The following is a 25,884-nucleotide window of genomic DNA, read 5'->3' as shown; positions in this document are numbered from 1 at the left end:
GTAATTATAACCTAGTTGAACTGCTCGCGATACGCCTTGCAGACCTCATCGACCGGGCCGTCCATGCGAAGGTCACCCTTCTCAATCCAAACGGCACGCTGGCAGATGCGCTCAACCTGCTCCATGGAGTGCGAAACGAACAGAACCGTCACGTCACCGCTCTGGATAAAGTGCTGAATGCGGGCCTCACACTTCTGCTGGAAGAACACGTCACCGACGGACAGCGTCTCGTCAACGATCAGAATATCGGGCTCGGTAATCGTCGCGATTGCAAAGGCGATACGCGCCACCATACCCGAGGAGAAGTTCTTAAGCGGCATATCGACAAAGTTCTGCAGCTCAGCGAACTCGATAATGCCGTCAAAGTTGGCATCGATGAACTCCTTGGTATAGCCGAGCAGGGCGCCGTTCAGATAGATGTTCTCACGGGCAGTCAGCTCGGGGTCAAAGCCTGCGCCAAGCTCAATCAACGGTGCGATGTTACCATGCACCTTAACGCTGCCCTCGCTAGGCTCAAGCACGCCAGCGATGATCTTGAGCATCGTAGACTTGCCGGAGCCATTGGTGCCAACCAGACCGACAACTTCGCCGCGATGAATCTCGAACGAGATGTGCTTAAGCGCCCTAAACTCCTCAAAGAACAGCTCGTGCTTGGCGAGCTTGATGAAGTACTCCTTGAGGTTGGTCAGCGACTCAGACGCCATGTTAAAGATCATGGTGACGTCGTCGACCTCGACAGCCAGAGGCTGCTCGCTGTAATCAACAACAGATTCAGTCATCACAGCACTCCTTAGATGTAGAGGATAAATTTGCGCTCGGACTTATGGAACACGGTGTAGCCAATAATAAGCGCAAGAACCGCCCAGGCAACGCACATACCAAACGTCATGAGCGAGGGCATAGTCTGGAACAGAAAGATATCGCGCATAAACTGCAGGTAGTTGAACATGGGGTTCGCATACATCAAGATACGCACGAGATGCGGCATTTGCGCAATATAGTCAGTCGTCCAGAAGATGGGCGTAATGTAAGTCCACGCCGTAATGACGACGCTCCATAGATGCATAACGTCGCGGAAAAAGACCGTAAGAGCAGAGAGCATCATGCCCAGGCCCATGCAGAAGCACATAAGCAGCAGCAGGCAAACCGGCAGCAGAATGAGGTGCCAAGAAGGCATAACGCGGAACCACAGCATGACGATGGCGACGGCGACCAGCGAGAAGGCAAAGTTGACCAGCGAGAAGAGCACCTTCTGCACCGGGAAGACCCAGCGGTGCACCTTAACCTTCTTGAGCAGAGGGGCAGCGCCCACGATAGACGTCAGGGCCTGGTTCGTAGACTCGGACATGACGGCAAAGGTAATGTTACCCACGATCAAGTACAGCGGGTACATCTCGGGCGTCATTGAGCCATTGCGGCCCTGGCCAAAAATCGTCGAGAACACGATGGCCATGACGATCATCATCAGCAACGGATTGAGCACCGACCATGCGACGCCCAGAACGCTACGGCGATACTTGATCTTAAAATCCTTGGTAACCAGCTGACGAAGGATAAACGCGTCCTTCTCAAATTCGTTCTTAGCAAACGTCGCAGGCAGACTGCGAGCTTCTTGTTGCTTTGTCTGATCCGACACGGATGCAACTCCTTTACTCGTAATCGTTGACAAACGAACAGTATAGACCCGACGGCCATGTAAACGATTCGCGCAACAAAACTGGAGAACTAACCCACATCTTAGGATGCCAAGCCCAAACGGCTATACTTTCAAGGATTGAATGTATAAGGAGCATTGAGTGAATTCTGAATCCATCGCCGTCATCATCCCCTGCTACAACGAAGCCCTCACGATCGGCAAAGTCATCGACGACTTTCACCGCGAGCTTCCGCAAGCGACGGTCTATGTCTATGACAACAACTCGTCGGACGACACCTCACGCATCGCCACCGAGCACGGCGCCACGGTCCGCTTTGAACCCCGTCAGGGAAAGGGCAACGTGTGCCGCCAGATGTTTCGCGACATCGACGCCGATTGCTACCTGATGGTCGACGGAGACGACACCTATCCCGCCGAGGCGGCCAAAGCCCTCTGCGAGCCTATCCTCAACGGCACGGCCGATATGACCGTAGGCGACCGCCTTTCCAACGGCACCTACGCCGAGGAAAACAAGCGTGCTTTCCACGGCTTTGGCAACAATCTGGTCCGCGCCATGATCAAGTGGATCTATGGCTACAGCTTCGATGACGTCATGACCGGCTACCGCGCCATGAGCCGCCCGTTCGTCAAAACCTTCCCCGTGCTTTCCGAAGGCTTCCAGATCGAAACCGAGCTCTCGATCCACGCCGTCGACCACCGCTGGCGCATCAAAGATGTGCCCATCGAGTACCGCGACCGTCCGGAAGGCTCCGAGTCCAAGCTCAATACCGTGAGCGACGGCATTAAAGTCGTTGCGATGATCGGCACGCTGTTCAAGGACTACCGCCCGCTGAAGTTCTTCAGCCTCGTCGCGCTTCTGTTTGCGGTGATCGGCCTCGTCCTGGGCATGCCCATCGTTGTCGAGTATTTCCAGACCGGCCTCGTTCCGCGCTTCCCCACCGCCATGCTCGCCGCGTCGTTTATGTTCCTTTGTGGTCTGAGCCTTGCAACCGGATTCATCCTCGATTCCGTGGCAAAGGTCGAAAAAAAGCAGTGGGAGGTCAACGTGTACAGCAAATACGCCTACGACGACCAGCTCGGCCACCCCACTTCCAAGCCAAGCGAGAGGTAAACCACCATGCCGCTCATCTCCATCGTCGTGCCGTGCTACAACGAGCAGGAATCACTTCCGATCTTTCTCAAAGAGCTCGATGGCGTCGTTCGCATCATGACCCAGCAAGACCCCGGCATCTCCTTTGAGACAGTCCTCATCGACGATGGCTCGGCAGACAAAACGCTCGCCGTCATGAAAGCAGAAGCCGCGGCGGCGCATCCATACGCCATCCGCTGGCACTCTTTCTCGCGCAACTTTGGCAAGGAGGCGGCGTTACTCGCCGGACTCCAGCACGCAAAGGGCGACTATGTCGCCACCATGGATGCCGACATGCAGGACCCGCCCTCGCTCCTGCCGCAGATGTACGAGATCTTACAAACCGAAGACTACGACAACGTCGCCACACGCAGGACCACCCGCAAAGGCGAGCCTCCCATCAGGTCGTTCTGTGCCCGTATGTTCTACAAGATCATCAACCGCATTTCCAAGGCCGACATCGTCGACGGAGCACGCGATTTTAGGCTCATGAAGCGGCCTATGGTCAACGCCATCATCTCCATGGGCGAATACAACCGATTCTCCAAGGGCATTTACGGTTGGGTGGGCTTCAAAACCAAATGGCTCCCCTACGTAAACGTCAACCGCGTGGCCGGCGAGACCAAATGGAGCTTTTGGTCGCTGCTCCTCTATTCCATCGACGGCATCGTCGCTTTTTCCACGGCGCCGCTCTCCCTCGCCGCCCTCACAGGTATCGTCTTCTGTCTCATCGCTATTCTGGGATTCGTCGTCATCCTAGTAAAGACGCTTGTCTGGGGCGACCCCGTCGGCGGATGGCCGTCGCTCGCCTGCCTCATAACGCTGTTTGGCGGCATGCAGCTTCTGTGCCTGGGAATCATAGGTGAATACTTGGCAAAAGCCTACTTGGAAACCAAGCGACGTCCCATCTATATCATTCGAGAATCCAACGAGGAATCTGATGACACGGCCCAATAACAGCACGCTCAAGAATGTGGCGTTCTACGCCGCCTGCTTCGCATTTTCCGTCGCACTCTTTGTCGCACTTGCAGCGGCAGGGCATGTCTACCCCTTTGGCGACAACTCGTTTCTCACCAACGATCTCAAATACCAATACATCGACTTCTTTGCTTGGTTCCGGCGCGTCCTTTTAGGTGAGGCAAACCTTCGCTATTCCTTCTCGCAAGGACTCGGCATGAACACATGGGGGCTCTATAGCTACTACCTCGCCAGCCCCTTCAACCTGCTCTGCGCGCTGTTTCCCGCAGACAAGCTGACGCTCTTCGTGTTTGTTATCTCCGCGCTCAAACTGGGCTGCATCCACATCAGCAGCGCTTGGTATGTGCAAAAGCGCTTTGACCTGTCTAAGCCCGCCATATTCCTGCTTTCCCTCTCGTTCACGTTTTGCAGCTGGACCATCAGCAACATGCGCAACCCGCTCTGGATCGATTGCCTGATCCTGCTGCCCATCTGCGCCTACGGATGCTACGAGCTCATCCGCAAGCAGCGCATGATCTGCCTCGTCATCGCAACGGCGCTCAATGTCATGTTCTGCTGGTATACGGCCTACATCAGCATCCTGTTCCTCTGCATCTTCGTATTGGTCGAATTTGTCGATTATGTTGCAGAAGAAGGATTTAGTTGGAAGCTCATGCTCGATCGGGCCCTGCGATTCGCCGGGGCCATCGCGCTTGGACTGCTTCTGTCCGCTTGGACCTTTTTGCCGACCATACTTGCCATGTCCAAGGGCGGTCCCGTTCTAGCACTCGGCCCCCTACTTAAAACCAGCCTCAAGTCGCTCATCAGGGGCTTTCTTCCCTGCATGTGGGTAAGCAACGAAAGCACACCGCAGTTCTATTGCGGCATCATCATGATGCTGCTTGCGGTGAGCCTGCTGGTTAACCGCACGGTTTCAATCAAGACGCGCATCGCAACACTCGTCGTCACGATAATCCTGGTCGCAAGCTCCGTTTTGAGCCCGCTCGAGTACATCTGGTGCGGCATGCGCGTTCCCAACGGCTTCTACTCGCGCACGGCTTTTTTGCTGAGCTTCTTTGCGCTGTGGGCCGCAGGATACGCGCTGCAGAAACTCAAAGAGCGGCCAACATTACGTCGAGCCCAACGTCCAGCCATCATCATGTCACTTCTGGCACTCACGGCAATCGAACTATTTGCCAACGCCCATGTTATGTGGAACCAGCTGTACACAGGCTATTCCGAAAAAGCCAACAGCGCCTATGTTGCCACCGCAACCGACACTATAACGGCCATTCAAGACCAGACTTCGGCGTCGTTCTATCGCATTGACCGCACAACCACACGCGTCGACAGCGCCGCCCTCAACGAAGGCCTGGCGCTTGGATACAACCAGTTGTCTTCGTATTCGTCTGCCAACAACCCGAAGGCCATCGCACTGCTCAACTCCCTTGGATACAGCAGCGTCGGCGAATTCTCGACCCGTTATGCCGAGCCTATTCTCGCCGTCGATGCCCTACTGGGAGTCAAGTATGCCATTCCTGAGAACGTACCTGCGGGATACGTTTTAGCCAAGATGAATCAGGCCGACTCCACAAGCGCAGTGTACGAGAACCCCTATGCGCTCAGCATTGGCGTCGCAGCCTCAAGCGATATCCAAAACAGCACGCTGAAGAGCGAGAACCCCTTCGAAAAGCAGAACGACCTCTACAGCAAAATCCTAGGCCGCGAGGTCGAGCTCTATACCAAGATCGAGGCCACGAGCACGGAGAATGGCGATAGCTTAAAGCAATGGAGCGTTACTGTTCCGGCAAGCTCCATCGGGTATCTCTACATCAACAAAGATGCGACCGCCGGCAGTTATTGGCCCGTCGCCCTCACCATCGACCAGCGAACAATCAAAAACGAGGCTTGGAGATTCGACAACAATATCCGACAGATTGCAGGCACATCGGACACCCCGAGCCAGCATACGGTGGCAATCGGAGTCGCGGAGGGCTATACAGACATGCCCCAAGACAATGAGCCGGTCTTTTATGCCCTCAATCTTGACGTTTTCGAACAGATTATTAGCGAGCTTAAGACGAGCGAGTTTATTCCGACGGTTTTTAAGGACGGAAGGATCGAAGGCGAGTATACCGCCAAGGATGACGGCAACCTGCTGCTGAGCGTTCCGTACGATGAGGGCTGGAACGTAACGGTAAACGGAACCACCGCAGAACTAACGCCCGCCGCCGATAAGGGCTTGTCGTCCCTGAACATGCAGAAAGGCGCGAATAGGATCGTGATGACCTACAAGACTCCGGGCGCCCTTGCGGGGCTTGCAGTGAGTCTGGCGACCGCTGCCGCCCTTGTTGCAGCGGGGCTATACGCCAGGCATAAGAAAAGCCGCCGTTAAAGAACGGCGGCTTTTACTCTCGAAAAGTTAATAGCGGCTAGAGCGTCTTGAGGTACTCCCCCAGTTCTTCCTCCCAGTCGGGCATGTTGAACCCGACCGACTCGAGCTTGGACAGGTCGAGCGCGGAGTGGACCGGGCGCGGGGCGACGGGGCCGGCGGCATTCGCGTAGTAGTCGGCGGTCGAAACCGGCAAGACCTTGTCCCCGTTGCCGTTGGCGGCCTCGAAGACGGCGCTGGCGATATCGGCCCAGCTCCTCACGGCACCGGAGCCGGTGCAGTTATAGGTGCCGTAGGGGGCGTGCGTACCCAGCACATGGAAGATGGCGGCGGCCATGTCGCGCGTGAAGGTCAGGCGGCCCAGCTGGTCGTCCACGACGGTGACCTGCGTGAGCCCGTCCTCCGGGTCGGCGACGCGGTCGGACAGCCCCCTCATGGTCTTCACGAAGTTGTGGCCCTCGCCGATGACCCAGCTGGAGCGCATGATGTAGTGGCGGGGGCACCCCGCCACGGCGATGTCGCCGGCGGCCTTGGTCTGGCCGTAGACGGACAGCGGGCTGAGGGGCTCCTCCTCGGTATGCACCTCCTCGGTGCCGTCGAAGACGTAGTCGCTGGACACGTGGACGAGGGTGATCCCGTGCCCGGCGCAGGTGCGGGCGAGAAGCGCCGGCCCCGTGGCGTTGGCCTTCCAGGCGGTCACGCGGCCCTCGGGGGTCTCGGCCCTGTCCACCGCGGTGTAGGCGCCGCAGTTGATGACGGCGCCGTAGAGCGACCAGTCGTACTGCGAATAGGCCTCCGGGTCGGACATATCGAAGGTGTCGATGTCGCAGAAATCGAAGTCCTTCGCCACGCCGCGCTCCTCGGCGAGCGCACGCACCGCATGGCCCAGCTGGCCGTTGCAGCCGGTGACGAGGGTGCGCTTCGGCGCCATGGGGACGACGTCCTTGAGCATCGGGTGGTTGAGGTCGGCCTCGGAGACGGTCGCCTCCGAAAGCGGGATCGGCCACTCGATGGCGAGCTCGGGGTCGGCGAGGTTCACGAAGGTGTAGGTCCTCTTGAGCTCCAGCGACCAATGGGCGTCCACCAGGTACGTGTAGGCGGTGCCGTCCTCGAGCGCCTGGAAGCTGTTGCCCACGCCGCGCGGGACGTAGATGGCCTTGGAGGGGTCCAGCACGGTCGTGTAGACCTTGCCGAAGGTGGCGCTGCCCTCGCGCAGGTCCACCCAGGCGCCGAAGACCGAGCCGCGGGCCACGGAGATGAACTTGTCCCAGGGCTCGGCGTGGATGCCGCGGGTGACGCCCCTCTTCTCGTTGTAGGAGATGTTGTTCTGGACGACGCGGAGGTCGGGAATCCCGAGCGCGCACATCTTGGCGCGCTGCCAGTTCTCCTTGAACCAGCCGCGCGAGTCGCCGTGGACGGCGAGGTCGACGACCTTGAGGCCCTCGATGCCGGTCTCCGCGACGGAGAGGTCCTTCTCGAATGCGATGTCTGCCATATGGGAAAAGCTCCTATCGAAGAGGTTGGATAACCGGGGGCGCCCGCGCGGGAACGCAGGATCATCCCCATGCCCTGCGGCCCCGCGCGGGCGCCCCGCGGCGCGGTACGCCGGGGTTCGGTCTTACTGCCCCTGGGCGCGGTAGCGGGCCTCGGTGGCCTCCTTGGCCGGGCGCCACCAGGACTCGTTGGCCACGTACCAGTCGATCGTCTGCTTGAGCCCCTCGGCGAAGTCGGTGTGCGCCGGCCTCCAGCCCAGCTCGCGCTGGAGCTTCGTCGAGTCGATGGCGTAGCGGCGGTCGTGGCCGGGGCGGTCGGCGACCCAGTCGAAGTCCTCGGGGTCGCGGCCCATGGCCACCAGGATCATGCGCAGGACCGTGATGTTGTTCTTCTCGCCGTCGGCCCCGATGAGGTAGGTCTCCCCCGTGCGGCCCTTGGTGAGGATGTCCCAGACGGCGCTGGAGTGGTCCTCGGTGTGGATCCAGTCGCGGACGTTCTCGCCGCGGCCGTAGAGCTTGGGGCGGACGCCGTCGATGATGTTCGTGATCTGCCTGGGGATGAACTTCTCCACGTGCTGGTAGGGGCCGTAGTTGTTGGAGCAGTTGGAGATCGTGGCGCGCAGGCCGTAGGTGCGGGTCCAGGCGCGCACGAGCATGTCGGAGGACGCCTTGGTCGAGCTGTACGGAGAGGACGGGTGGTACGGCGTCTCCTCGGTGAACTTCGCCGGGTCGTCGAGCGCAAGGTCGCCGTAGACCTCGTCGGTGGAGACGTGGTGGTAGCGGATGCCGTATTTCCTCACGGCCTCCAGCAGGCGGAAGGTGCCCTCGACGTTGGTGCGAAGGAACGGCTCCGGGTCGGCGATGGAGTTATCGTTGTGGCTCTCGGCGGCGTAGTGCACGATCGCGTCGTGGCCCGGGACGATGCGGTCCAGCAGCTCTGCGTCGCAGATGTCGCCAACGACGAGCTCGACCCTATCCTCGGGCAGGCCGGCGATGTTCTCGGGGTTGCCGGCGTAGGTCAGCTTGTCCAGGACGGTCACGTGGACGTCCGGGTGGTTGTTGACCACGTAATGGACGAAGTTGCTGCCGATGAAGCCGCAGCCGCCCGTGACGATGATGTTCTTCGGTTCGAAAAACCCAGACATAAAAATCCAATCTGAAGCAAGTACAGCTTCTTTAGTATGCCGCAGGAAGTGACGACGCGACACTATTCAACAAAACTATCGGACATTTCGGCATGCGATAAGAGCCATAACCTTCGCAGAATTACTCCCCCTAAAAAACGCCTCCGGAATACAGTCTTTGTCGTACCGGAAGACCGAATTCCCAGTTTTATCGCGTAAGTACTTATAGAAGAAGTCCTCCCAGCTTTTAAACTTTTCACTGTCTGCAAACGCTTCTGGCTCTTGCAAAACCGCCTTAACATCTAACCCTGAAATTACGCCGGAGCTCAGCAGAAGCCATTCGAACGACTCGGGAAGACAAACCGTAACAGTATCGCGGTGAATGTCTTGCAGCTTAAGGACGCGGTCCGCATAGCACCCAAATGCCGCTCCGTCCGCAACAACAAACACGCGATCGTCAAGATGCTGATCCAACCAGCGCAAAATCGCGCTGTTCGTCATGGCCGAAGTACAGGTAAGCTCACTGTCAGCGAAATGCCGTTCAAAGAACTGGAAACCAGACTTACTGTCCTCGCATAGAAGGATAGAAAAGTCCTGTTTTGGCGCCGACCGGGAAATAGCATAACGATGATTCCCGCGATCTTGATAAACAGGGATGAAAGAATGGTATTTTCCGCTCGTCTTAATCTTGTAAATCTCATCCACGCTATACGGAAGATTGGGGAAATCAGCCCTTGAGATCAGCACGAAATAATTCGAAGAATACAGCACATGATGGGCAAACTCATCAGAATGAATCTCTTTTAAGCCCTCATCGACAAATACAATCGAGTCATGAACGGACGAAAGCTGGTTTCGCCAATCATAATCGGTCAAAGCGACACAGGGACAATCACATTGTAAGGAAACACCCGACTGCTCGCCCGTTCGCATGTAGTCTGCGACCATGTCAAACAGTGTCGTCTTACCCGTGCCGCTATCGCCACGCACAATAGTGATGTTCCGCTTGATGGTAAATGTGTACTTAGTTCCCCTGCGGCGGGAAATCTTAACGAGATGCGAACCGTTCATAAGCAGTACCTACAGATACGGAATCGACTCGTGAATCAATTCGGCCATGTTGTGAACGATTCGGCCGCTATTCACGACTTTAATTTTAAAATCCTCGCGACCAAAGTCCATCACATGATAGAGATTCACAACGAGCTTGCGATCTTTCGCCATGTCGAGAATCCACTTGGCACAGTTGTCACCACAGGTAGAGGCGTTAAAAATATGCTTACGATCAAATCTCATAAGCAGCAGCGTTTTCACGCCACCAGAAAGCTGGAGTGGGGAGATGGATCCGAGCACAGGGCTTTCGATGACGTTTTCGGAGACAACATCCGATCGATCGACATCTTTAATTATCGAGACTGCATAGGAATCCGTAATCCAAGAAGACCGGTAAGAGTTTTTGAAATATGTCGCTGTGTTGTAAATCGCTTCTGGCATATCGCCAAAGTAGACGCTTAACACATCCACTCCCAATCATATTGTCTTTATGGTCAACGTAATCATAACGAAAGGGGCCACCAGATAAACGGTGACCCCTAAAAGAAAACAAGCTGGCGCTAGTACTCGCGCGGGCTGTTGACGATCTCGCCGGCGGCGACCTTCTTGAGGTGCCGCCCGTAGACCGACTTGCCGTAGGCCTTCGCGGCCTCCTCCAGCTCGGCGGTCGTGATCCAGCCGTTCTCCCAGGCGATCTCCTCCGGGACCGAGACCGGCAGGTCCTGGGAGTGCTCGACGGCGCGGACGAACTCCGCCGCCTCGTGCAGGCTCTCCATGGTGCCGGTGTCCAGCCACGCGTAGCCGCGGCCCAGGGTGACCACGGACAGCGTCCCCTCCTCCAGGTACATCTGGTTGAGCGTGGTGATCTCCAGCTCGCCGCGGGCCGAGGGCTCGACCCTATGCGCCTTGGCGGCCACGTCGCCCGGGTAGAAGTACAGGCCGGTGACGGCGTAGGAGCTCTTGGGCTGGGCGGGCTTCTCCTCGATGGAGACGGCCCTCCCCTCGCGGTCGAACTCCACGACGCCGAAGCGCTCGGGGTCGTCGACGTGGTAGCCGAAGACCGTGGCCCTACCGGACTCGGCGTTCTGGACGGCGCGCGTCAGGTGGCGGCTGAGGCCGTTGCCGTAGAAGATGTTGTCGCCGAGCACCAGGGCGCACGGCTCGCCGGCGATGAAGTCCTCGCCGATGGTGAATGCCTGCGCCAGGCCGTCCGGCGAGGGCTGCTCGGCGTAGGAGAGGTTCACGCCGTAGCGCGAGCCGTCCCCGAGCAGGCGCTCGAAGTTGGGCAGGTCGGTCGGGGTGGAGATGACCAGGATATCCCGGATGCCCGCCAGCATGAGGGTGCTAAGCGGGTAGTAGATCATGGGCTTGTCGTAGACCGGCAGCAGCTGCTTCGAGGTCACGAGCGTGAGCGGGTACAGGCGCGTGCCCGAGCCACCCGCGAGGATGATGCCTTTCATAGGTTGGACCTCCAGAGTTGGGCGTACACAGATTATATAAGTATACGCGAGGCCGAACCTAGGTTGCAGAGCTGCACAAAAGAAGGACGGAGAGAGCCAAGCATGCAGCCTCTTTGGTTCACGTCCTTACGGACCACAAGACTCCAACCATTGGACCATATTTGGTCCACTGCGCTGTTCAGTTAGCCATTGACACAAACACGCACTACAGGGTCGCGGACGAGCTGGATGAGGCGGTGGGCACATAACGGCGTGCGAGGTGACGGAGCGCCTCTACATCCACTCGTACCAAAACCTAGGAGACGGGGAGGTTGCTGGGGTCATTGAGCGAAGGGACGCCCTCTCGTCTCGAGGGACAGACCCCGAGGAGATATGGGCGAACTCGTTTGCCGCCGCGCTCCTCATGCCGGCACAGGTCGTAGCGAAACCCTGGGCGGGCAATTGTAGCATCGGTGAGATGACGGACATACTCGACGTATCCGTAACCGCCGTGGGCCATAGGGTGGAAAACCTTGGGCTGCGATAGCGCAGACCAGCGCGGAAGCAGGTCACCAAAAGGGACACAAGAGGCAATCGACCTCATGGGTTCGGCACAAAGGAGAGCAAACGTCTTCCCCATCGAAAGCGCCCATTTAGACGAGGTCAGGGTCGAATGCTCGAGCGAGGAGCGGGAACGGCGAGCCAAGGCGGCCCAGACCGAGAGCGTGGTCAAGAGGATGGAGGCGGAGAACGACCTTCGGTCCGAACTCGGAAAGGCCGCGCTCAAGTGCGTCAAGTGGCAGCTGGTCGCATGCAACACCCTCGTCGTCGCGTACACCGCCCGTCTCATGTGGCTGCAGCGCGAAATCCCTACCGAGGTGATAATTTCCTGGATGGGCGCGACGACCGCCGAGATCATCGGAATACTCTGGGTGATAGCGAGGAGCCTGTTTCCGTTCCAGGACGAACACAGGTCCGCAGACCTGGAAAAGAGTGGCGGCGGCCGAATCGGCCATCCCAGGAGATAAGGGTCGCCCCAATGGCGGTTCTTTCTTTACGGAGGGGGCCGGGGGATTCGAACCCCTGGGCCTAGGACACACCTCGCACGTCACGTCAATCCGTTCGTTGGGCGCAGCCCCCGCCTAGGACCCTTGCAGCCCCTCCAACAAACAAGACAACTTTCATAATAACCCCCTTGAAGTCAATGGACCCGAAATGAGCAACGACTAGGAAGCAGAGCGCCGCGAGGACCATAACCTGAACCTCAACAGCGACAGAAAGCGTGATGTACGTAGATGTCCTCTTCGATGTTAACACAGCGGAACGGAGCGTCTGACGAACTCATAGCGACACATCTAAGAATGCCAGAAATCACGGAACTCCTCTCTGCATTTATAGCGAGACATGAAGTGAATAAGTACAATGAGCAGTGTCCAACAAACGAAAGGCAAACCATGCGAGTCGTAACAACCGGAGTATGCAGAGGAAACTGGAAAATCTACCAGCAACTTAAAATCGAAGGCGTCCATGAAGCCTCCAGCGTAACAGCTCAAGCGACTACGGACGATAATCGCCGTTTGCCTTTATCCCTTCTAAATTTCAGGGACAATAGCGACGAACCGAACTCGTACGTTCTTGTAATCCCTGATCCCGATGTTCGCACCATCATAATTGAATTAAATGAAATTGATTCAGACGGTCGCACTCTGAGCAGCGACTCTATTTCACTCAATTGCAAGAACATAAAATGGGAGTCTCGTCTTAACTACAAAATAAAACCCGAAATGTGCAGCAAACTTAGAAACTATGATGACGTTTCAGAGTTTGACATGGCAACGATTGATTTTTGGCAGTGTATTGAGGATTCAAACGAATATATCCTTAGGTGTACGGTAAGAACTCCGTACCGTAGCGACTCACAAATCAAGGTTCGCTGCCTCGATCGATCCCTCAACGAAGTCAATTTGACTACCGTCGATTTCGGCTCAAATGTAACAAGCGTTGGATTCGCTGCTGGGAAAAAACAGCTTGAAACGCAGCTCTCAGTCCGAATGCCAAAAGCGTTCGATCGTTACTACTTTATTATTGACGATCAAAATCATCCTTCATTCAGCTCATTCGACTGTCTCACACCCGATAAACTTGGCTTACTTCTAGAAGAAACTAACTTCCTTTTTACCCATGCACAGTTTGATCCTGAATACCCCGAATGGTTCACGGAGCATAAGGCAACCATTGGAGCATTGGAAAAGCAGAGAAAAATAGCCTTTACCAGCGCTCCGAAGTTCAGCATTATTGTCCCTCTTTACAACACGCCTATTCCGTTTTTTAACGATATGGCGGAATCCGTTAAGGGCCAGTCTTATGCAAACTGGGAGCTCATCCTAGTTGATGCAAGTCCAGACAATCAGGAACTAAAGGCTCGCGTTGAGCATGAGGTAGCCCGCGACAACAGAATTAAATCAATTACCCTTGCCGAGAATAAGGGCATTTCCGAAAACACAAATGCCGGAGTAGCTGCTGCTTCGGGCGATTTCGTCAGCTTCTTTGACCATGACGACATCCTTGAACCGGATTTGTTGTTCTCGTATGCCGAGGCAATTGAAAACAATGATAACGTTGATCTTCTTTATTGCGATGAAGACAAACTCATGCCCGATGGAAAGCTGGCACAGCCGTTCTTTAAACCGGATTTCAATATCGATTTACTCAGAAATAATAACTATATATGCCACATGCTTACCATCCGTAAGTCCCTTCTTGACACTCTAGAACCGAATACGAAAGAGTTCGATGGAGCCCAGGATCATAATTTGACTCTCCGGGCCGTTGAAAAGGCAAGGAATGTCCACCATGTTGCAAAAGTTCTATATCACTGGCGCCTAAGCGAAACATCAACCGCGGCTAATGCCGACAGCAAGCCGTATGCCACTATCGCAGGAATCAAAGCAGTTCAGAATCATTTGGACAGGCTTGGGCTCAATGCAAAGGTCGAACAGGCACGTCGTCCCTTTACATATAAAGTAACCTATGCCGCGCCAGATTCCCATCCGCTCGTTTCGATCATCATTCCAACCAAAGATTACGCTAATATCCTCGATAACTGCATTACGTCAATTGTCGAGAAATCCACATACGACAATTACGAGCTTGTGATAATCGAAAATAACAGCACGGAAAATGCGACATTCGAGTATTACGATAAGTTACAAGCCAAATACCCTGATATCGTTCGCCTTGTTACCTGGGAGCACGAATTTAACTTTTCCAAGCTCATGAACTTTGGAGTGGCCCGTGCCAAGGGAAATTATCTCTTGCTGCTGAATAACGACACCGAAGTGATTACGCCCAATTGGATTGAAACTATGCTTGGCATCTGCGCACGCGAGGATGTTGGCGCAGTTGGTGCAAAACTCTACTATCCCGACAACACCATTCAACACGCTGGCCTATGCGTCACGGGCGGCGTGGCAGGACATCTCTGCCAAAGCATGCCAAAAGACAACTGGGGCTATTTTGCACTCAACGATGCGCAGCAAGATTTCAGCGCCGTCACGGCGGCTTGCATCATGACCAAACGAAGCGAATACGAAAAAGTCGGAGGTTTCACCGAAGAGCTTCAAGTCGCATTTAATGATGTTGACTTTTGCCTAAAGCTTCGCGAGATTAACGATCTGATTGTATACACGCCCGAAGTCGAGCTGTATCATTACGAGTCAATTTCTAGAGGCGTTGAAAACAACACGGACAAGCAGATTCGCTTCCACAAAGAGGTCGCGTACATGAATTATCGCTGGGCAAACTACTATGTCGAAGGCGATCCATACATGAACCCGAATTTCACCGTGGGAGAACCTGGAAATCGCTATTACCACTTGTGAGATCCAAATGCAGCCTCACAATAGGTATTAGCAATATCATTGCACTATAGATAAGGGGATGGGACCTCCATTCCCCCGTCCCCTTATTACGGCGACTTAATTTTGAGTTACTGATTCCTTTTTCTGTATTTAGAGAAAGAAATCTCATAGACCATTTCATTGGGGGTTGGCAAGAGGACTATTATGTAAGAAGACTCCAGCAAGCAGTTAAAGCTAATCTGAACCTCGCAACGCTAAAGTTACTGCCAGTTCCTGTTTTGAAGAATGGGAGAAGACTAGAATACGAGCGGAAGGTTATTCCATTGGAGAATGCCATGGAGAGCTACGCCGCCGAAAGCAGAACGCTAGCGAATTTGCGTGACACCTTACTTCCCAAGCTGATGTCGGGCGAGATTGATGTGTCGGGGCTTTAGATCGATTAGCATTAGTCGGGTCGGGTTAGGAATGCGGTTTTGAAGATTGCAGATATTTTATCCAATCACATTGTTCCTTTCGAGACGGAGGACATGAAGCTCAAAAGCCTCTTTAGCTTCTTTTTGCATCTTGCACCAACGATCAGCAGTTCGAGTGCGGGTGATATCCCGAAGGCTGGACTTGCTCGGACTTTGGCAAGCTTTCTTCGTGAAACGAGAATTCAGAATGACTCATTCCGATTCTATACGTCCGGAAGCATTAACAAAAAGCAACTCGAGCGTTATTCCCTATCCAGTTCTTCGACGGTGTCACGGAAAAGCAAGTGTTTCATCTGCAGCAGAAAATCTGCTGACGAATGCAAATGAGCTGTTTGCTAAGACATTTGCGCAATTCAATTGCCCACAGCAACGTGTATCTATTGAATAACAACCGAAAGTATATTCTCTTCGACGACTTCAATACCAAGCAGAATCGTTCAGCGAGAATATTGCTTTCGCAAGGTGATTTAAAAGTTTTGAAGAAATATTTACGCTGAATAATCGGTCTAGAAGTAGGTGGCGTAGATCGCGTCGAAAATGTTGGTGTAAGGGTGACACCCTAGCGCCCGTTTAACGAAAAACGGCCTTCGTCCTAGAATCTGAAATCACCACAACAACAGGTTCTGGGAAAGGACGAGGACCGCTATGGGAATCTTATCAGACCCGACGCCGGACATGCTCGCCATGCCCCGTTTCGACGACGGCGCCATCGACATGCAGGAGCTGCTCCGCAGACTAGCCGAGCAGGTCGTGAACGCCGTGATGGACGCCGAGGCCGACCAGCTGTGCGGCGGCGGGGCGAACAGCCGAAACGGCTACCGCGAGAGGTCGCTCGCCACCTGCGTCGGCACGCTGACGCTGCGCATCCCCAAGCTGCGCTCCGGCAGCTTCTTCCCTGAGGACGTGCTCGAGCGCTACCAGCGCGTCGACCGCGCCCTCGTGGCCGCCGTGGCCGAGATGTACGCCACGGGCACGAGCACCCGCAAGGTGCAGAGGGTGGCCGAGAAGATGGGCGTCTCCAGGCTCTCGAAGGACCAGGTGAGCGCCATCGCCTCGAGCTTGGACGCAGATATCGAGGACCTATGCGGAAGGCCGCTCGGCGGCTCGCCGGTGCCCTATGTCTGGCTCGACGCGACCTACGTCAAGTGCCGCCGCGAGGGGCGCGTCGCCTCCACCGCCGTGGTCACCGCCATCGGCTGCGATGCGGGCGGCTGGAGGCGCGTCCTGGGCGTCGACGTGGTCGACACCGAGTCCTACGACTCGTGGCTCGCCTTCCTGCGGGCTATCCACTCGCGCGGGGCGGCGGGCGTGCGGCTCGTCGTCTCGGACGCCCACCCGGTGCTCGTCCGGGCGCTCGGCGAGGTCTTCCAGGGCGCCGCGTGGCAGCGCTGCGCGGTCCACCTCATGCGCGACTGCATGCGCGAGGCCGGCTCCTGGCAGCTCAGGCGCCGCGTGGGCAGGATCGTGTCGCAGGTGTTCCGCGGGCGCGACGCCGCCACCGTGACGGCCATGTACCACGCGGCGTGCGACATGCTGGAGGGGTGCTGCCCCAGGGCGGCGGCGGTGCTGGAGGAGGCCGAGCCCGACGCGCTGGCCTACCTCGACTTCCCGCCGACCCACTGGAAGCGCCTGCGCACCAACAACGTGCAGGAGAGGACCAACCGGGAGATAAAGCGCAGGTCGCGCGTCGTGCAGGTGTTCCCCTCCACGGGCTCGCTGGTGCGGCTCGCGGGCGCGGTCATGTGCGAGCAGGACGAGATATGGCAGGAGTCCAGGTACTTCTCGGAGGTGAGGATGAACGAGCTCTACGATGACGGTCGCACTCGGGGAATCGACGGTCCCGTCGAGTGGGCGCGGCTTGAGGCGGAGGCCAGGAAGATGCTCGAGTCCGGCCTCGAGCTTGCGGACAGGGTCGAGGCGGCATAGGATATCAACCGTATTCCAGATTCCAGGACGCCGGGCCGACTCACTTCGGATCGGGCGCTACACCAACTTTCTCGACACTACCGTGGCGTAAATGGACGATGTGGTTATAACGGCAATTGCGACAGCGGGTTCTCAACTCGCCACTCTCGCTGCAAAAGGAACAGCTATTCAAATCGGCGCTGACGTCCTACGAGAAGCTTCAGAGTGAAATATGGAGCCTTTATGGAGCCATCAATATTCCCTTGCTTGACCTCGGCGAGCTAAACCCGATGACCAACCCGTCGCAGATTATCAGCAACGGGTTGAGAAAAAGTAGGCCGCAAGACAGGACCGTGCCGATGCGCTCGCCGGAGTGGTAGATTTACAGCGTCGACTCGCCGACCCTGAGGTCGACCTTGCGGTCCGCAGAACCTGGTGTACCCCATCGCCGCCTTGTGCTCGCGGGCGCACTGGACTTTGTACTCGTCGTGCAGCAGTCGCAGGTTGACCCCGACCTTGGCCATTTCCGTATGGACGTACGACCAGTCGAGCTCCTCGAACACGCTCTCGCGCACGTTCCTTTCCGGGTGGAACAGGCTGTAGACCTGCTCTTCGCCCAGGTCCTTGACCTGGATCCACGTGATTCCCCGCTCGTCTGCGATGTCGAACACCTGGAAGACGCTGCCCATGGACATATGCCTGGTCTTGGCGATCGACCTCCTCGCCATGCCCTGGTCGCGGAGCTCCATGATGAGCTTCACCTTTATCATCCTTGCCATGTGGTTTCTCCTTCCGTCGATCGGTTGCATGGCAAGCAGATTCTACGGAAGGGACAAAGAGACACGGAAACGGCGGAACGGGTGATACGGAGGCAGCGAATCCGTGAAATGATAGGCGATACGGAAAACGCGAAACGGGTGCTATCCAGAGCGCGCAATACTCAATTTGACCACAAGAAAGCGATAAGCGACCCTTTGACTGAGGTATGCGCGGATGCAATCCGGATGAACCTGAGCCAAAAACAAACGACCGCTAACCGCAATAACCAGAAGAACCGCAACTAAGTTAAAATCATTAACTTGCGGATCCAAATGGCCTGCGCGCAGATTGTATGCCGCTTTTCAGAGATGAATAATTCCAACGGTATGCAAAATAGCTCTCGTAGGCGATTCTTTGAGATTTCCACCATTCGTCGTACTCTTCCCATTTCGTTTGCTTTATTAGATCAGATAGCTTGCCGTACGCATCGTGAAGAAAATGCTTCGAGAATCTTATGCCTGACTTATGGTGAAACACTGCAGGATGTGTAATAACTTGCTCGTAAGAATACTGCGTTGTGTTGTTTCGTGATTCTTTTGGATCGAAATAATCAACGAACTGAGGGACTTCTCTGCAGTCATCGAGAATATGGAGCAAATCACCATGGCAAATCTTGTTTCGAATATGCTCACAGTAAGCATCCCACCACTTTTTTGTATCGCCTGATAAAAGCCCTTTACCTTTTGCACAATTGATGACTGGCCTCAAGGTTTGTTTTCCGAACATCTCATCGTGGTCTTCTCGAATTGATGGCACATCTTCAAGATTCGAAACGACCATTCTTAAAGCAAATTCAAGAAGAACAGACGTGCTAATGATTGCAGCTTGGTAGTTTCCGCATAAATGAGAATTACACGCCTCGAACCATAGGTTATTGAGGGAGGGCTCAACCCAAGGGAGGGCTGGCGGCAAATCTGAGCCGTTGCTATTAACGCTTTGTGCGAACATGCCAGCTGCATTCCCTTTTTCAATATACCAAACCTCTATCATGGGCAAACCTTTACATGTGATGGAAGAATAGGAGTTTAACGGCACGGACTCGGAACCTATTAAGCATTAGGTACAAGATAATATATCGCGCAGCTGATAAATCAGGCAAATCTCGTTATCCCGCGCCTGTACGACCTGGGGCAGGCGAGTGCCCGGTCCTCTACAGCGACCGGGGCGCCCGCTACCGCTGGCCCGACTTGATCGAGATATGCGGGCGGCACGGCGTCTCCCGCACGATGTCGAGGAAGGCAAGGACGCCGGACACGCGCGGATGGAGGGGTTCTTTGGCACGCTTAAGCAGGAGTTCTTCCATACAGGGACTGGTCGGGCGTGAGGGTAGAGCGGTTCATGGAAAAGCTGGACGCGTGGTTGGTCGACTATAACGAGTAGCGGATCAAACTCTCGCTCTTCTGGAAGAGCCCGAGCCAGTACAGAAAGGCGCTAGGCCTGGCAGCCTAACGCCCCAAGATTCCTACCGCACCCCCGTTGCTTGACCCCTATCTTTTTTAGACACTGAAAAATGAACTGTAATAAGAAACGGTATCGCTACCGACCAATCACACAACACAGGCACGCAAAGAAAGACATCAGAATCATGACTACAGGAGGAATGACGGAAGAAAAATAAAACCGCTGCGACACGCAATCGATTCGGGCCCGAGGTGCACACAAAGAAATGAACGCCGGAACAAGTACCGGTATCAAATATCTCGGTTGTACACCTGCTACCGAAGTGTCACCAACGGGCGTGTAACCGACATAAAGCGCCATGCACACCAAAGAGACACTTGCGACAACAAGCGCAAGGATCCACATACGGAGGGCAGGGGTTACAGGGTTTTTAGAGGAATCACCTTCGACATTAAAGGCGCTCGTATAAATACAGAGAAAGGGCAGAGTGGAAAGAAATGGGAGCGATACAACAACATTGCCCATATATGCATACGAAAGAGAGTAGTCATTCGATGAAGCGGGCGCGAGCAGATTGACCATAAAACCGAATAATGTACCGAGGAATTCCATCGGATTATTCAGAATGTAGCGTATTTGTCCTATTCCGCTGACCCCCTCGCCTCCCCTCACATCTCCCGCCTGCACAGCGGGGGAAAACAGCATCGGTAAGGTAAAGCTACACACCATTAGGATGCCGAACAAAATCACCAAAGCCACATATAACTTCCGTTGCTTCGAATTCCTAAATTTCGAAGCAGGCATGAACAGCATCATTCCAATTAACGGAAAATAAACAGCTTTTGCAGACAAGCCCAAAAAGAAACACGCTGTAATTGCGAAAACGCTTAATGGCGCCAGCCTCTCATCAGGCTTCGACAACTCCCTTAGAACCAAAGCAACTGCAAGCAATAAGAAGCTAGTCACCCACGGATCATAGGAATAGTTCGATGCAAGATAGACAGCATAAGGAAGTAGGGCAACCGTCGCAATCAAAGATTTCCATTTCGGAATATAGAGGATTGCAACGGCGGTCACGACAACATAAGAGAAAAGGTTGAACAGCCTTCCCAAGGCAAAGCCCGTAAGTAATGGAAGGGACAACAACCTCCCCAACCAAAGACCGAGAGCGCAAGGAATATAGGAAATGGTCGAAATGTTCCTCAACGATTCACCGGTCACCGCAGCTACAAAACCAGGGGAACTATAAACTTCCCCTGAAGCCAACTGGGACAAATGGAGGTCATTCAGATCCATCTCCGCGTCATGCACCTCATCAAACTGAAGACTGTTATTTTCCACCCATGGAACCGCAACTAATTCAATTTCAGACCCGGTGAAGACAGGATCCCCCATATAGGACAGGCCCAGAGAACGAGCGTAATGGATCTGATCGTCCGGAGAAACAGCAGTGAGGTTCGGTAAAGCTGAAATCAAAAAACAACCTAGTGAAAGCGCGGCGATGGAGAAGGAGACTACGGTCTTGTATAGACCCGGTTTCACAATAAACCAAGGAGCGACACCTAGAATAATCACAATGCAGAGGTGAACAGTACGCACAAATGATGCTCCAAGAAACGGCATCAGTACAGTGGACGCAACCGCCAACAGACCATTTACGGATAGAACGACTATGCACAAAACAACGATGCCCAGAACAGGGTTTGCAGCAAAAAATGCACGCGCCCTTCCCTTGTTGGCCAACGCGGGCTTTTTCACAGCTAGCAAGATAAAGGAGCTGCTGATAAATACAGCAAAGAAAAAGAGTACTATTTCTTTTTTACTCCAATCCATTATAGATAGCACGGACCCCTCTGGCGTACCCACCACGGTTCCGGCTTCAAGTAATATAGAAAAAAGAGCCGAGAATGCACAGACACTCAAGGCAAGACGAGGAGAAGCCTTTCCGAACAGGGTGCTTCGCTCGGAGGCAAGATAAAACCAAGCAAGAACCGCTAAACAAGCAAATAACGCAAGCTCCATGCACCAATAAAAGATTGCCGCCGTGACGTCATAGCGAACAAACAGCACTGCACCCGAGATAGCAAGCAGTACAAAGCACACAAGCGGAAGCGCGCTCAACCGATACCCATCGGAACATCTCCGTATTTGCGTCTTAGCCATATGAGCATGGCCGTGAACAATCGGAATCATCAAATCGTCTCCTGTCTGAATCTACACTATGACCGTACGGTGAACATCAAAGAACACGACGGCGGAACCGTTAGCGATACCATTTTTCAACAAGGCGGCCATCCCTCCCGCAACCCAAGCCGAACACCGTCTATTGTCTGTCCGCTCAGCAGTCTCTTACTATTTCCTTCTCGATAATCGCAAGCCGCTAAGTCAGATCCTTTATGCTTGCTGCTTGCTTCGTCACGATTACGCTAAGCATCAGCGAAAACGCAAGGAGAAGAAACAGATCAAGGAAGAACACGAAGTTAGTGTTCAACACGAAACCAAACAATTCGCCAATTGCTCCAATGGAACCAGGGAAAATAGCAGCGATGAGGATTATCACCGACAAGGACAGCCAGAAAAAGGAAAAGCGTAAGGGCAACTTGCCCTTGGATACGAGACAGATCGCGCAAACGAAGAACACAATCGCAACAAAGTGAGGAAGAGACACAGTCTCTCCTTTCGAGGGGCGAACGAATAATAGATATGACAAATTTAACGAAGCGCTTGCTCCTCAACAAGTTGATTAATCCTCCTGCGCAGCTTCGAGATGCTCACCGTGTTACTGAACTCTCGATACAGGAGCAATACAATCACGTAGAGGAACACGAAGTTTGCCGGGCTTTCAAATCCCAAAAGTGAAGACAGCCAAAAGGCAACTTGTGGGAAAGCAGCCAGCACAACGAAACTGAAGGCGAAGAAAAGCCAGAACACAGAATCCAGCACTTCAATCTGCGCCTTCCTTAGCTTCCTGATGACAAAATACAAAACCAAAAGAGCCCCGAGCAGGAGGACGGCCCTAAGCACAATAGACATTATTCAATCACCTAAACCACTGAACGAAGAGAATGGAGATGCAAGCGCGAGCCATATAGGCAATCGATTTAGGGATGTTCAAATAGCTCTCCCCTGCCTGCCTCTCACGCATCTCAACCTGAACTTCACGAACCTTAGCACCCTTCTTAATCAGGTACGAAATAGACTCGGGCTCTGGGTTCAAAGAGTCGTCGTTTGCAAAAAGCTCGATCATCTTCCTGTTAAACATACGCATGCCAGAAGTCGGATCTGCAACTCGCTTGCCGGTAGTGAGCTTGATCGCAACCGTAATGATGCGCGAGCCGAGCATGCGTGCAGAAACCTCTTTACACTTGTTTACAAAGCGCGAGCCGATAACGATGTCGGCGTCCTCGGCGATCGCAAGGTCGAGCATCTTGGACATATACTCCGGGCAATGTTGGCCGTCTGCATCAAACTGCAAAGCATAGTCATACCCATTGCGCAGCGCGTACTTCATCCCCGTCTGGAATCCAACTGTAAGACCAGAATTGACCGGAAGAGTGACATGATTGAAGCCACGGTCGAGACAGATTTGCTCAGTTGCATCCTTGGAACCGTCGTTTACCACGAGATAATCGATATCGGGCACAACAGAAACAAGCTCGTCAACTGTTCTCTCTAGAGATTCTTCCTCGTTATACGCTGGCACAATTACCAACACTTTTTTACTATTCAACATCCGCCAATCTCTCATAGACAACTCAACAAGAACTCGCCGCTACAATTGGTTGCTCTCCTGACCTCGGCGATAGAATTTAAACAACAGCTTCGCAATAAAAGAAGGCCAAAACCGCTCGAGCATCGCGAGGTCCTCCTTTTCTCGCGTGTCATCCTTAATTAAGGCAGATGTCTCAGATTCTTGATGAATACGGTGGTGCATCATCACCTTGGAATCATAGTAAAAAGCACCAGGCAGCTTTGAAAAGCGCTCCCATGCCGCCCAATCGAGATTCGAGCGGAATTCTGCAATAAACGGAGGCCTAGGCAACTTGCTCATATTCAACGTTACGGACGGGCAACAAATTGCAGATCCGCAAGACAGAATTCTCCTACGCATCCATCTGGACGTAGCAAATCTTCCGTCCCTAACGGGAGTAAGCATCAGGCGTTTGATTCGAAGTAGCTGGTTATCGTCAACCTTGGCACCATTCCTCAACTCACCATAGTTGGTAAAGAAGATGAGCAGATTGTCCATCTTATTCGCAGCAGTTAGAAGATGAGCCGCGTACTCAGGCTCATAGGTATCGTCCTGGTGCGCAACGGTGACAAGAGAGGTGTCAGCGCAACTTACTGCGTAATTCCAATCATCAGCGATCCCAGGATTTCCATCCCGAACGTACAACTTAACGGAGTATCGCTTAGCAAGCTCACGCGTTGCATCGCACGGAGTCGAAGTGGCAATCAACACGTTGGTCTTTACAGTCTGCGCAAGCAAGGATTGAAGGCACTCTTCAAGAAAGGGGCTCTCTTTGTACGCGCAGAGCACAAAGGTATGGTCAGAGGGACCAAATGTCATGAATCGCTCCCGTTTAATCGTATAGGCATGCCTGTTCATTATACGTTCACCTTTGCACTCGTTGAAAAGGGCACTAAAATTACTAAGGTCTTTCGAACGAACGCTTCGCACGAGAAGGGAGCTGCATGCCCAACGTCCCCGTACCCTTGAGCACGAAAAAGAACACGCTCTGGAACGCCGCTGGTTGCATTTTTTACCTTGGATGCCAGTGGCTTACAACCGTCCTGGTCGTTGTTCTGTCGACCGACTACAGCAATTCCGGAGCGCTTGCATTTGCCATGTCCGTTGGCAGCATGTTTGCCTCCGTCAGCCTATATAAAATGAGGACCTACCAGGTTTCCGACATTTCCTGCGAGCATTCCGCAAATGACTATATTGGCTTTCGCTTAGTATCGATTTTATTCAGCTTGATCATGAGCTGCATCTACGTCGCTGCGATCAGCGACAACGTTTCCTTCCTGATCGCCACTTTTGTATTCCTCGTTTTTAAAATCGATGAGACCTTTGTCGACGTGCTCTACGGAGTCGACCAAAAGGGACAGCGCATGGACTACATCGGCAAATCCCAGTTCATGCGCGGAGTGCTATCCCTCGTCGGCTTCGTCGCCCCACTCGTAACGATCAACTCGCTGCCCGCTGCGATCATCGGTATGGCGTTTTGCTGCATGCTCGTGACCCTCTTCTACGATCTCCCCCACGCAAGACGATTTGGGGATATCAAGCCCAGCTTCGCTCACGAACATCTTGTCGAACTCGGAAAAGCATGTCTTATGCCGACAATCGCCAATTTCTTAGCAACGTCCATCGTTTCTATTGTCCGTCAACGCTACGGCGTTCTTGCCGGACAAGAACTCCTAGGAATTTACGCCAGCATCGCGACTCCCGCAGTTCTTATACAGGCAGGCGCGACGTATCTCTACAGTCCGCTTATTGGCACCCTAGCACACTCTTTGCAAAATGGAGGCGCAACAGCTTTCAAGAAGAGCTTCTTCAAGGTATTCGGCTTGCTCTTTGCATGCATGGCAATAGTTACGATTGGATTCTCATTCGTTGGTGGCCCCCTGCTCGAACTCGTTTACGGAAGCAAGATCGAGCCCTACCTGTGGATATTCCCATATGTTCTTGGAGCCACAACGTCAATCGCCATCCTGCTCTACGTAAACGACTCCCTCCTCATCATGCGCGACGGGATCACCCAAATTATCATCAACGCTCTTTCATTCGCCGTTATCGTCCTTGCGGCGGATTACCTTATTACCGCCTTCGGCATGAACGGCATCAACGTGGCCATTATTGCCGCATGCGTTCCCGCGGCGGTTGCGGGTACCATCAGGATTGCCACGAGCAAATAGGCTTCGCCATCCGCCCCTCCCAGCATACCGCAAGCCGCTCCCGTAGACACACAGGCGCTTCACTCGAAACGCACCTAAACGCTGGAAACATTTGATTACATTGGAGACGCCGCACACGTATGCCTTCGGGAGTGGTAGCGTGAAGTGCGCGAGTGGGTTGACGTTGGCCTGACTGTGACGACGCAGGTTTGTTGTGTTCGGAGTTTGGTGGGTGGTCCTCCGAGTCCGTGGTGACTATATTCCCTTTCTTTGTTAGAATC

The 25,884-nt window shown here is 54.1% G+C and carries 23 protein-coding genes; 9 read left to right on the top strand and 14 right to left on the bottom strand.

What is annotated here, in order from left to right:
- Positions 1-11: 11 nt before the first annotated feature.
- Together ACEG18_RS00535 and ACEG18_RS00530 are read right to left on the bottom strand one after the other, a co-directional pair.
- The gene (locus tag ACEG18_RS00535) at positions 12-779 is read right to left on the bottom strand and encodes an ABC transporter ATP-binding protein (protein WP_195245985.1); all 768 of its coding nucleotides are present in this window, start codon (positions 777-779) and stop codon (positions 12-14) included.
- An 11-nt stretch (positions 780-790) separates the two neighbouring features.
- On the bottom strand, positions 791-1,636 hold the full coding sequence (locus ACEG18_RS00530) for an ABC transporter permease (protein ID WP_372540867.1): 846 nt from the start codon (positions 1,634-1,636) through the stop codon (positions 791-793).
- A 160-nt stretch (positions 1,637-1,796) separates the two neighbouring features.
- Here ACEG18_RS00530 and ACEG18_RS00525 point away from each other — a divergent pair, with 160 nt between their 5' ends.
- From ACEG18_RS00525 to ACEG18_RS00515, 3 genes are read left to right on the top strand one after another with little or no spacing between them, the layout of a single operon-like run.
- Positions 1,797-2,768, top strand: coding sequence for a glycosyltransferase family 2 protein (locus ACEG18_RS00525; RefSeq protein ID WP_372540866.1), 972 nt, complete (start codon positions 1,797-1,799; stop codon positions 2,766-2,768).
- Positions 2,769-2,774: 6 nt separating this feature from the next.
- Positions 2,775-3,743 (top strand): glycosyltransferase family 2 protein, encoded by a 969-nt coding sequence (locus tag ACEG18_RS00520; RefSeq protein WP_372540865.1) that lies wholly within the window; start codon positions 2,775-2,777, stop codon positions 3,741-3,743.
- Entirely contained in the window at positions 3,727-6,138 is a 2,412-nt protein-coding gene (locus ACEG18_RS00515) for a YfhO family protein (protein ID WP_372540864.1), read from the top strand. Before ACEG18_RS00520 ends, ACEG18_RS00515 begins: the two co-directional genes overlap by 17 nt.
- A gap of 37 nt (positions 6,139-6,175) precedes the next feature.
- Here ACEG18_RS00515 and ACEG18_RS00510 read toward each other — a convergent pair whose 3' ends face one another.
- The 5 genes from ACEG18_RS00510 to rfbA all read right to left on the bottom strand — a co-directional run bounded on the left by ACEG18_RS00510 (position 6,176) and on the right by rfbA (position 11,265).
- Positions 6,176-7,630 carry a sugar nucleotide-binding protein gene (locus ACEG18_RS00510; protein WP_372540863.1) on the bottom strand — a complete coding sequence of 485 codons (1,455 nt, stop codon included), beginning with the start codon at positions 7,628-7,630 and terminating at the stop codon, positions 6,176-6,178.
- Between the two features lie 123 nt (positions 7,631-7,753).
- Positions 7,754-8,773 (bottom strand): dTDP-glucose 4,6-dehydratase, encoded by a 1,020-nt coding sequence (rfbB, locus tag ACEG18_RS00505; protein WP_372540862.1) that lies wholly within the window; start codon positions 8,771-8,773, stop codon positions 7,754-7,756.
- A 75-nt stretch (positions 8,774-8,848) separates the two neighbouring features.
- The gene (locus ACEG18_RS00500; RefSeq protein WP_372540861.1) at positions 8,849-9,823 is read right to left on the bottom strand and encodes a hypothetical protein; all 975 of its coding nucleotides are present in this window, start codon (positions 9,821-9,823) and stop codon (positions 8,849-8,851) included.
- A 9-nt stretch (positions 9,824-9,832) separates the two neighbouring features.
- Positions 9,833-10,270 carry a DUF4869 domain-containing protein gene (locus ACEG18_RS00495; protein WP_372540860.1) on the bottom strand — a complete coding sequence of 146 codons (438 nt, stop codon included), beginning with the start codon at positions 10,268-10,270 and terminating at the stop codon, positions 9,833-9,835.
- Between the two features lie 95 nt (positions 10,271-10,365).
- On the bottom strand, positions 10,366-11,265 hold the full coding sequence (gene rfbA / locus ACEG18_RS00490; RefSeq protein ID WP_372540859.1) for a glucose-1-phosphate thymidylyltransferase RfbA: 900 nt from the start codon (positions 11,263-11,265) through the stop codon (positions 10,366-10,368).
- 581 nt (positions 11,266-11,846) lie between these two features.
- Between rfbA and ACEG18_RS00485 the strand changes: the two genes are divergently transcribed.
- The 5 genes from ACEG18_RS00485 (at position 11,847) to ACEG18_RS00470 (ending at position 17,503) form a co-directional block, all read left to right on the top strand.
- On the top strand, positions 11,847-12,272 hold the full coding sequence (locus ACEG18_RS00485; protein WP_372540858.1) for a hypothetical protein: 426 nt from the start codon (positions 11,847-11,849) through the stop codon (positions 12,270-12,272).
- 381 nt (positions 12,273-12,653) lie between these two features.
- Positions 12,654-15,125 carry a glycosyltransferase family 2 protein gene (locus tag ACEG18_RS00480; protein ID WP_349100085.1) on the top strand — a complete coding sequence of 824 codons (2,472 nt, stop codon included), beginning with the start codon at positions 12,654-12,656 and terminating at the stop codon, positions 15,123-15,125.
- Between the two features lie 314 nt (positions 15,126-15,439).
- A complete protein-coding gene (locus ACEG18_RS00475; RefSeq protein ID WP_367303218.1) occupies positions 15,440-15,538 on the top strand; it encodes a restriction endonuclease subunit S in 99 nt (32 codons plus the stop codon).
- A gap of 356 nt (positions 15,539-15,894) precedes the next feature.
- Positions 15,895-16,074: a HEPN family nuclease gene (locus ACEG18_RS09700; RefSeq protein ID WP_489768354.1), complete on the top strand. Its 180-nt coding sequence runs from the start codon at positions 15,895-15,897 to the stop codon at positions 16,072-16,074.
- A gap of 148 nt (positions 16,075-16,222) precedes the next feature.
- Entirely contained in the window at positions 16,223-17,503 is a 1,281-nt protein-coding gene (locus ACEG18_RS00470; protein ID WP_372540857.1) for an IS256 family transposase, read from the top strand.
- A gap of 260 nt (positions 17,504-17,763) precedes the next feature.
- Here the strand turns inward: ACEG18_RS00470 and ACEG18_RS00465 are convergent, their stop codons facing one another.
- From ACEG18_RS00465 to ACEG18_RS00435, 7 genes are all read right to left on the bottom strand, one after another.
- Positions 17,764-18,261, bottom strand: a complete 498-nt coding sequence (locus ACEG18_RS00465) for a hypothetical protein (protein ID WP_161189917.1) — start codon at positions 18,259-18,261, stop codon at positions 17,764-17,766.
- Positions 18,262-18,556: 295 nt separating this feature from the next.
- Positions 18,557-19,291, bottom strand: coding sequence for a hypothetical protein (locus ACEG18_RS00460; RefSeq protein WP_372540856.1), 735 nt, complete (start codon positions 19,289-19,291; stop codon positions 18,557-18,559).
- A 546-nt stretch (positions 19,292-19,837) separates the two neighbouring features.
- Positions 19,838-21,895, bottom strand: coding sequence for a DUF2142 domain-containing protein (locus ACEG18_RS00455; protein WP_372540855.1), 2,058 nt, complete (start codon positions 21,893-21,895; stop codon positions 19,838-19,840).
- Between the two features lie 187 nt (positions 21,896-22,082).
- Entirely contained in the window at positions 22,083-22,370 is a 288-nt protein-coding gene (locus tag ACEG18_RS00450) for a DUF2304 family protein (RefSeq protein ID WP_161189911.1), read from the bottom strand.
- A 44-nt stretch (positions 22,371-22,414) separates the two neighbouring features.
- Positions 22,415-22,735 (bottom strand): DUF2304 domain-containing protein, encoded by a 321-nt coding sequence (locus ACEG18_RS00445; protein WP_117770621.1) that lies wholly within the window; start codon positions 22,733-22,735, stop codon positions 22,415-22,417.
- Between the two features lie 7 nt (positions 22,736-22,742).
- On the bottom strand, positions 22,743-23,450 hold the full coding sequence (locus ACEG18_RS00440) for a glycosyltransferase family 2 protein (protein ID WP_161189909.1): 708 nt from the start codon (positions 23,448-23,450) through the stop codon (positions 22,743-22,745).
- Between the two features lie 24 nt (positions 23,451-23,474).
- Positions 23,475-24,311 (bottom strand): glycosyltransferase family 2 protein, encoded by an 837-nt coding sequence (locus ACEG18_RS00435; RefSeq protein ID WP_226790627.1) that lies wholly within the window; start codon positions 24,309-24,311, stop codon positions 23,475-23,477.
- 86 nt (positions 24,312-24,397) lie between these two features.
- Between ACEG18_RS00435 and ACEG18_RS00430 the strand changes: the two genes are divergently transcribed.
- On the top strand, positions 24,398-25,624 hold the full coding sequence (locus tag ACEG18_RS00430) for a lipopolysaccharide biosynthesis protein (protein ID WP_226802962.1): 1,227 nt from the start codon (positions 24,398-24,400) through the stop codon (positions 25,622-25,624).
- Positions 25,625-25,884: the final 260 nt, after the last annotated feature.

The organism is Collinsella aerofaciens, assembly GCF_041537385.1.
In the GTDB taxonomy this organism is placed as follows: domain Bacteria; phylum Actinomycetota; class Coriobacteriia; order Coriobacteriales; family Coriobacteriaceae; genus Collinsella; species Collinsella aerofaciens_BV.
Note: the sequence above shows the minus strand (reverse complement) of the source record. Positions and strands in the feature narration are given on the sequence as shown.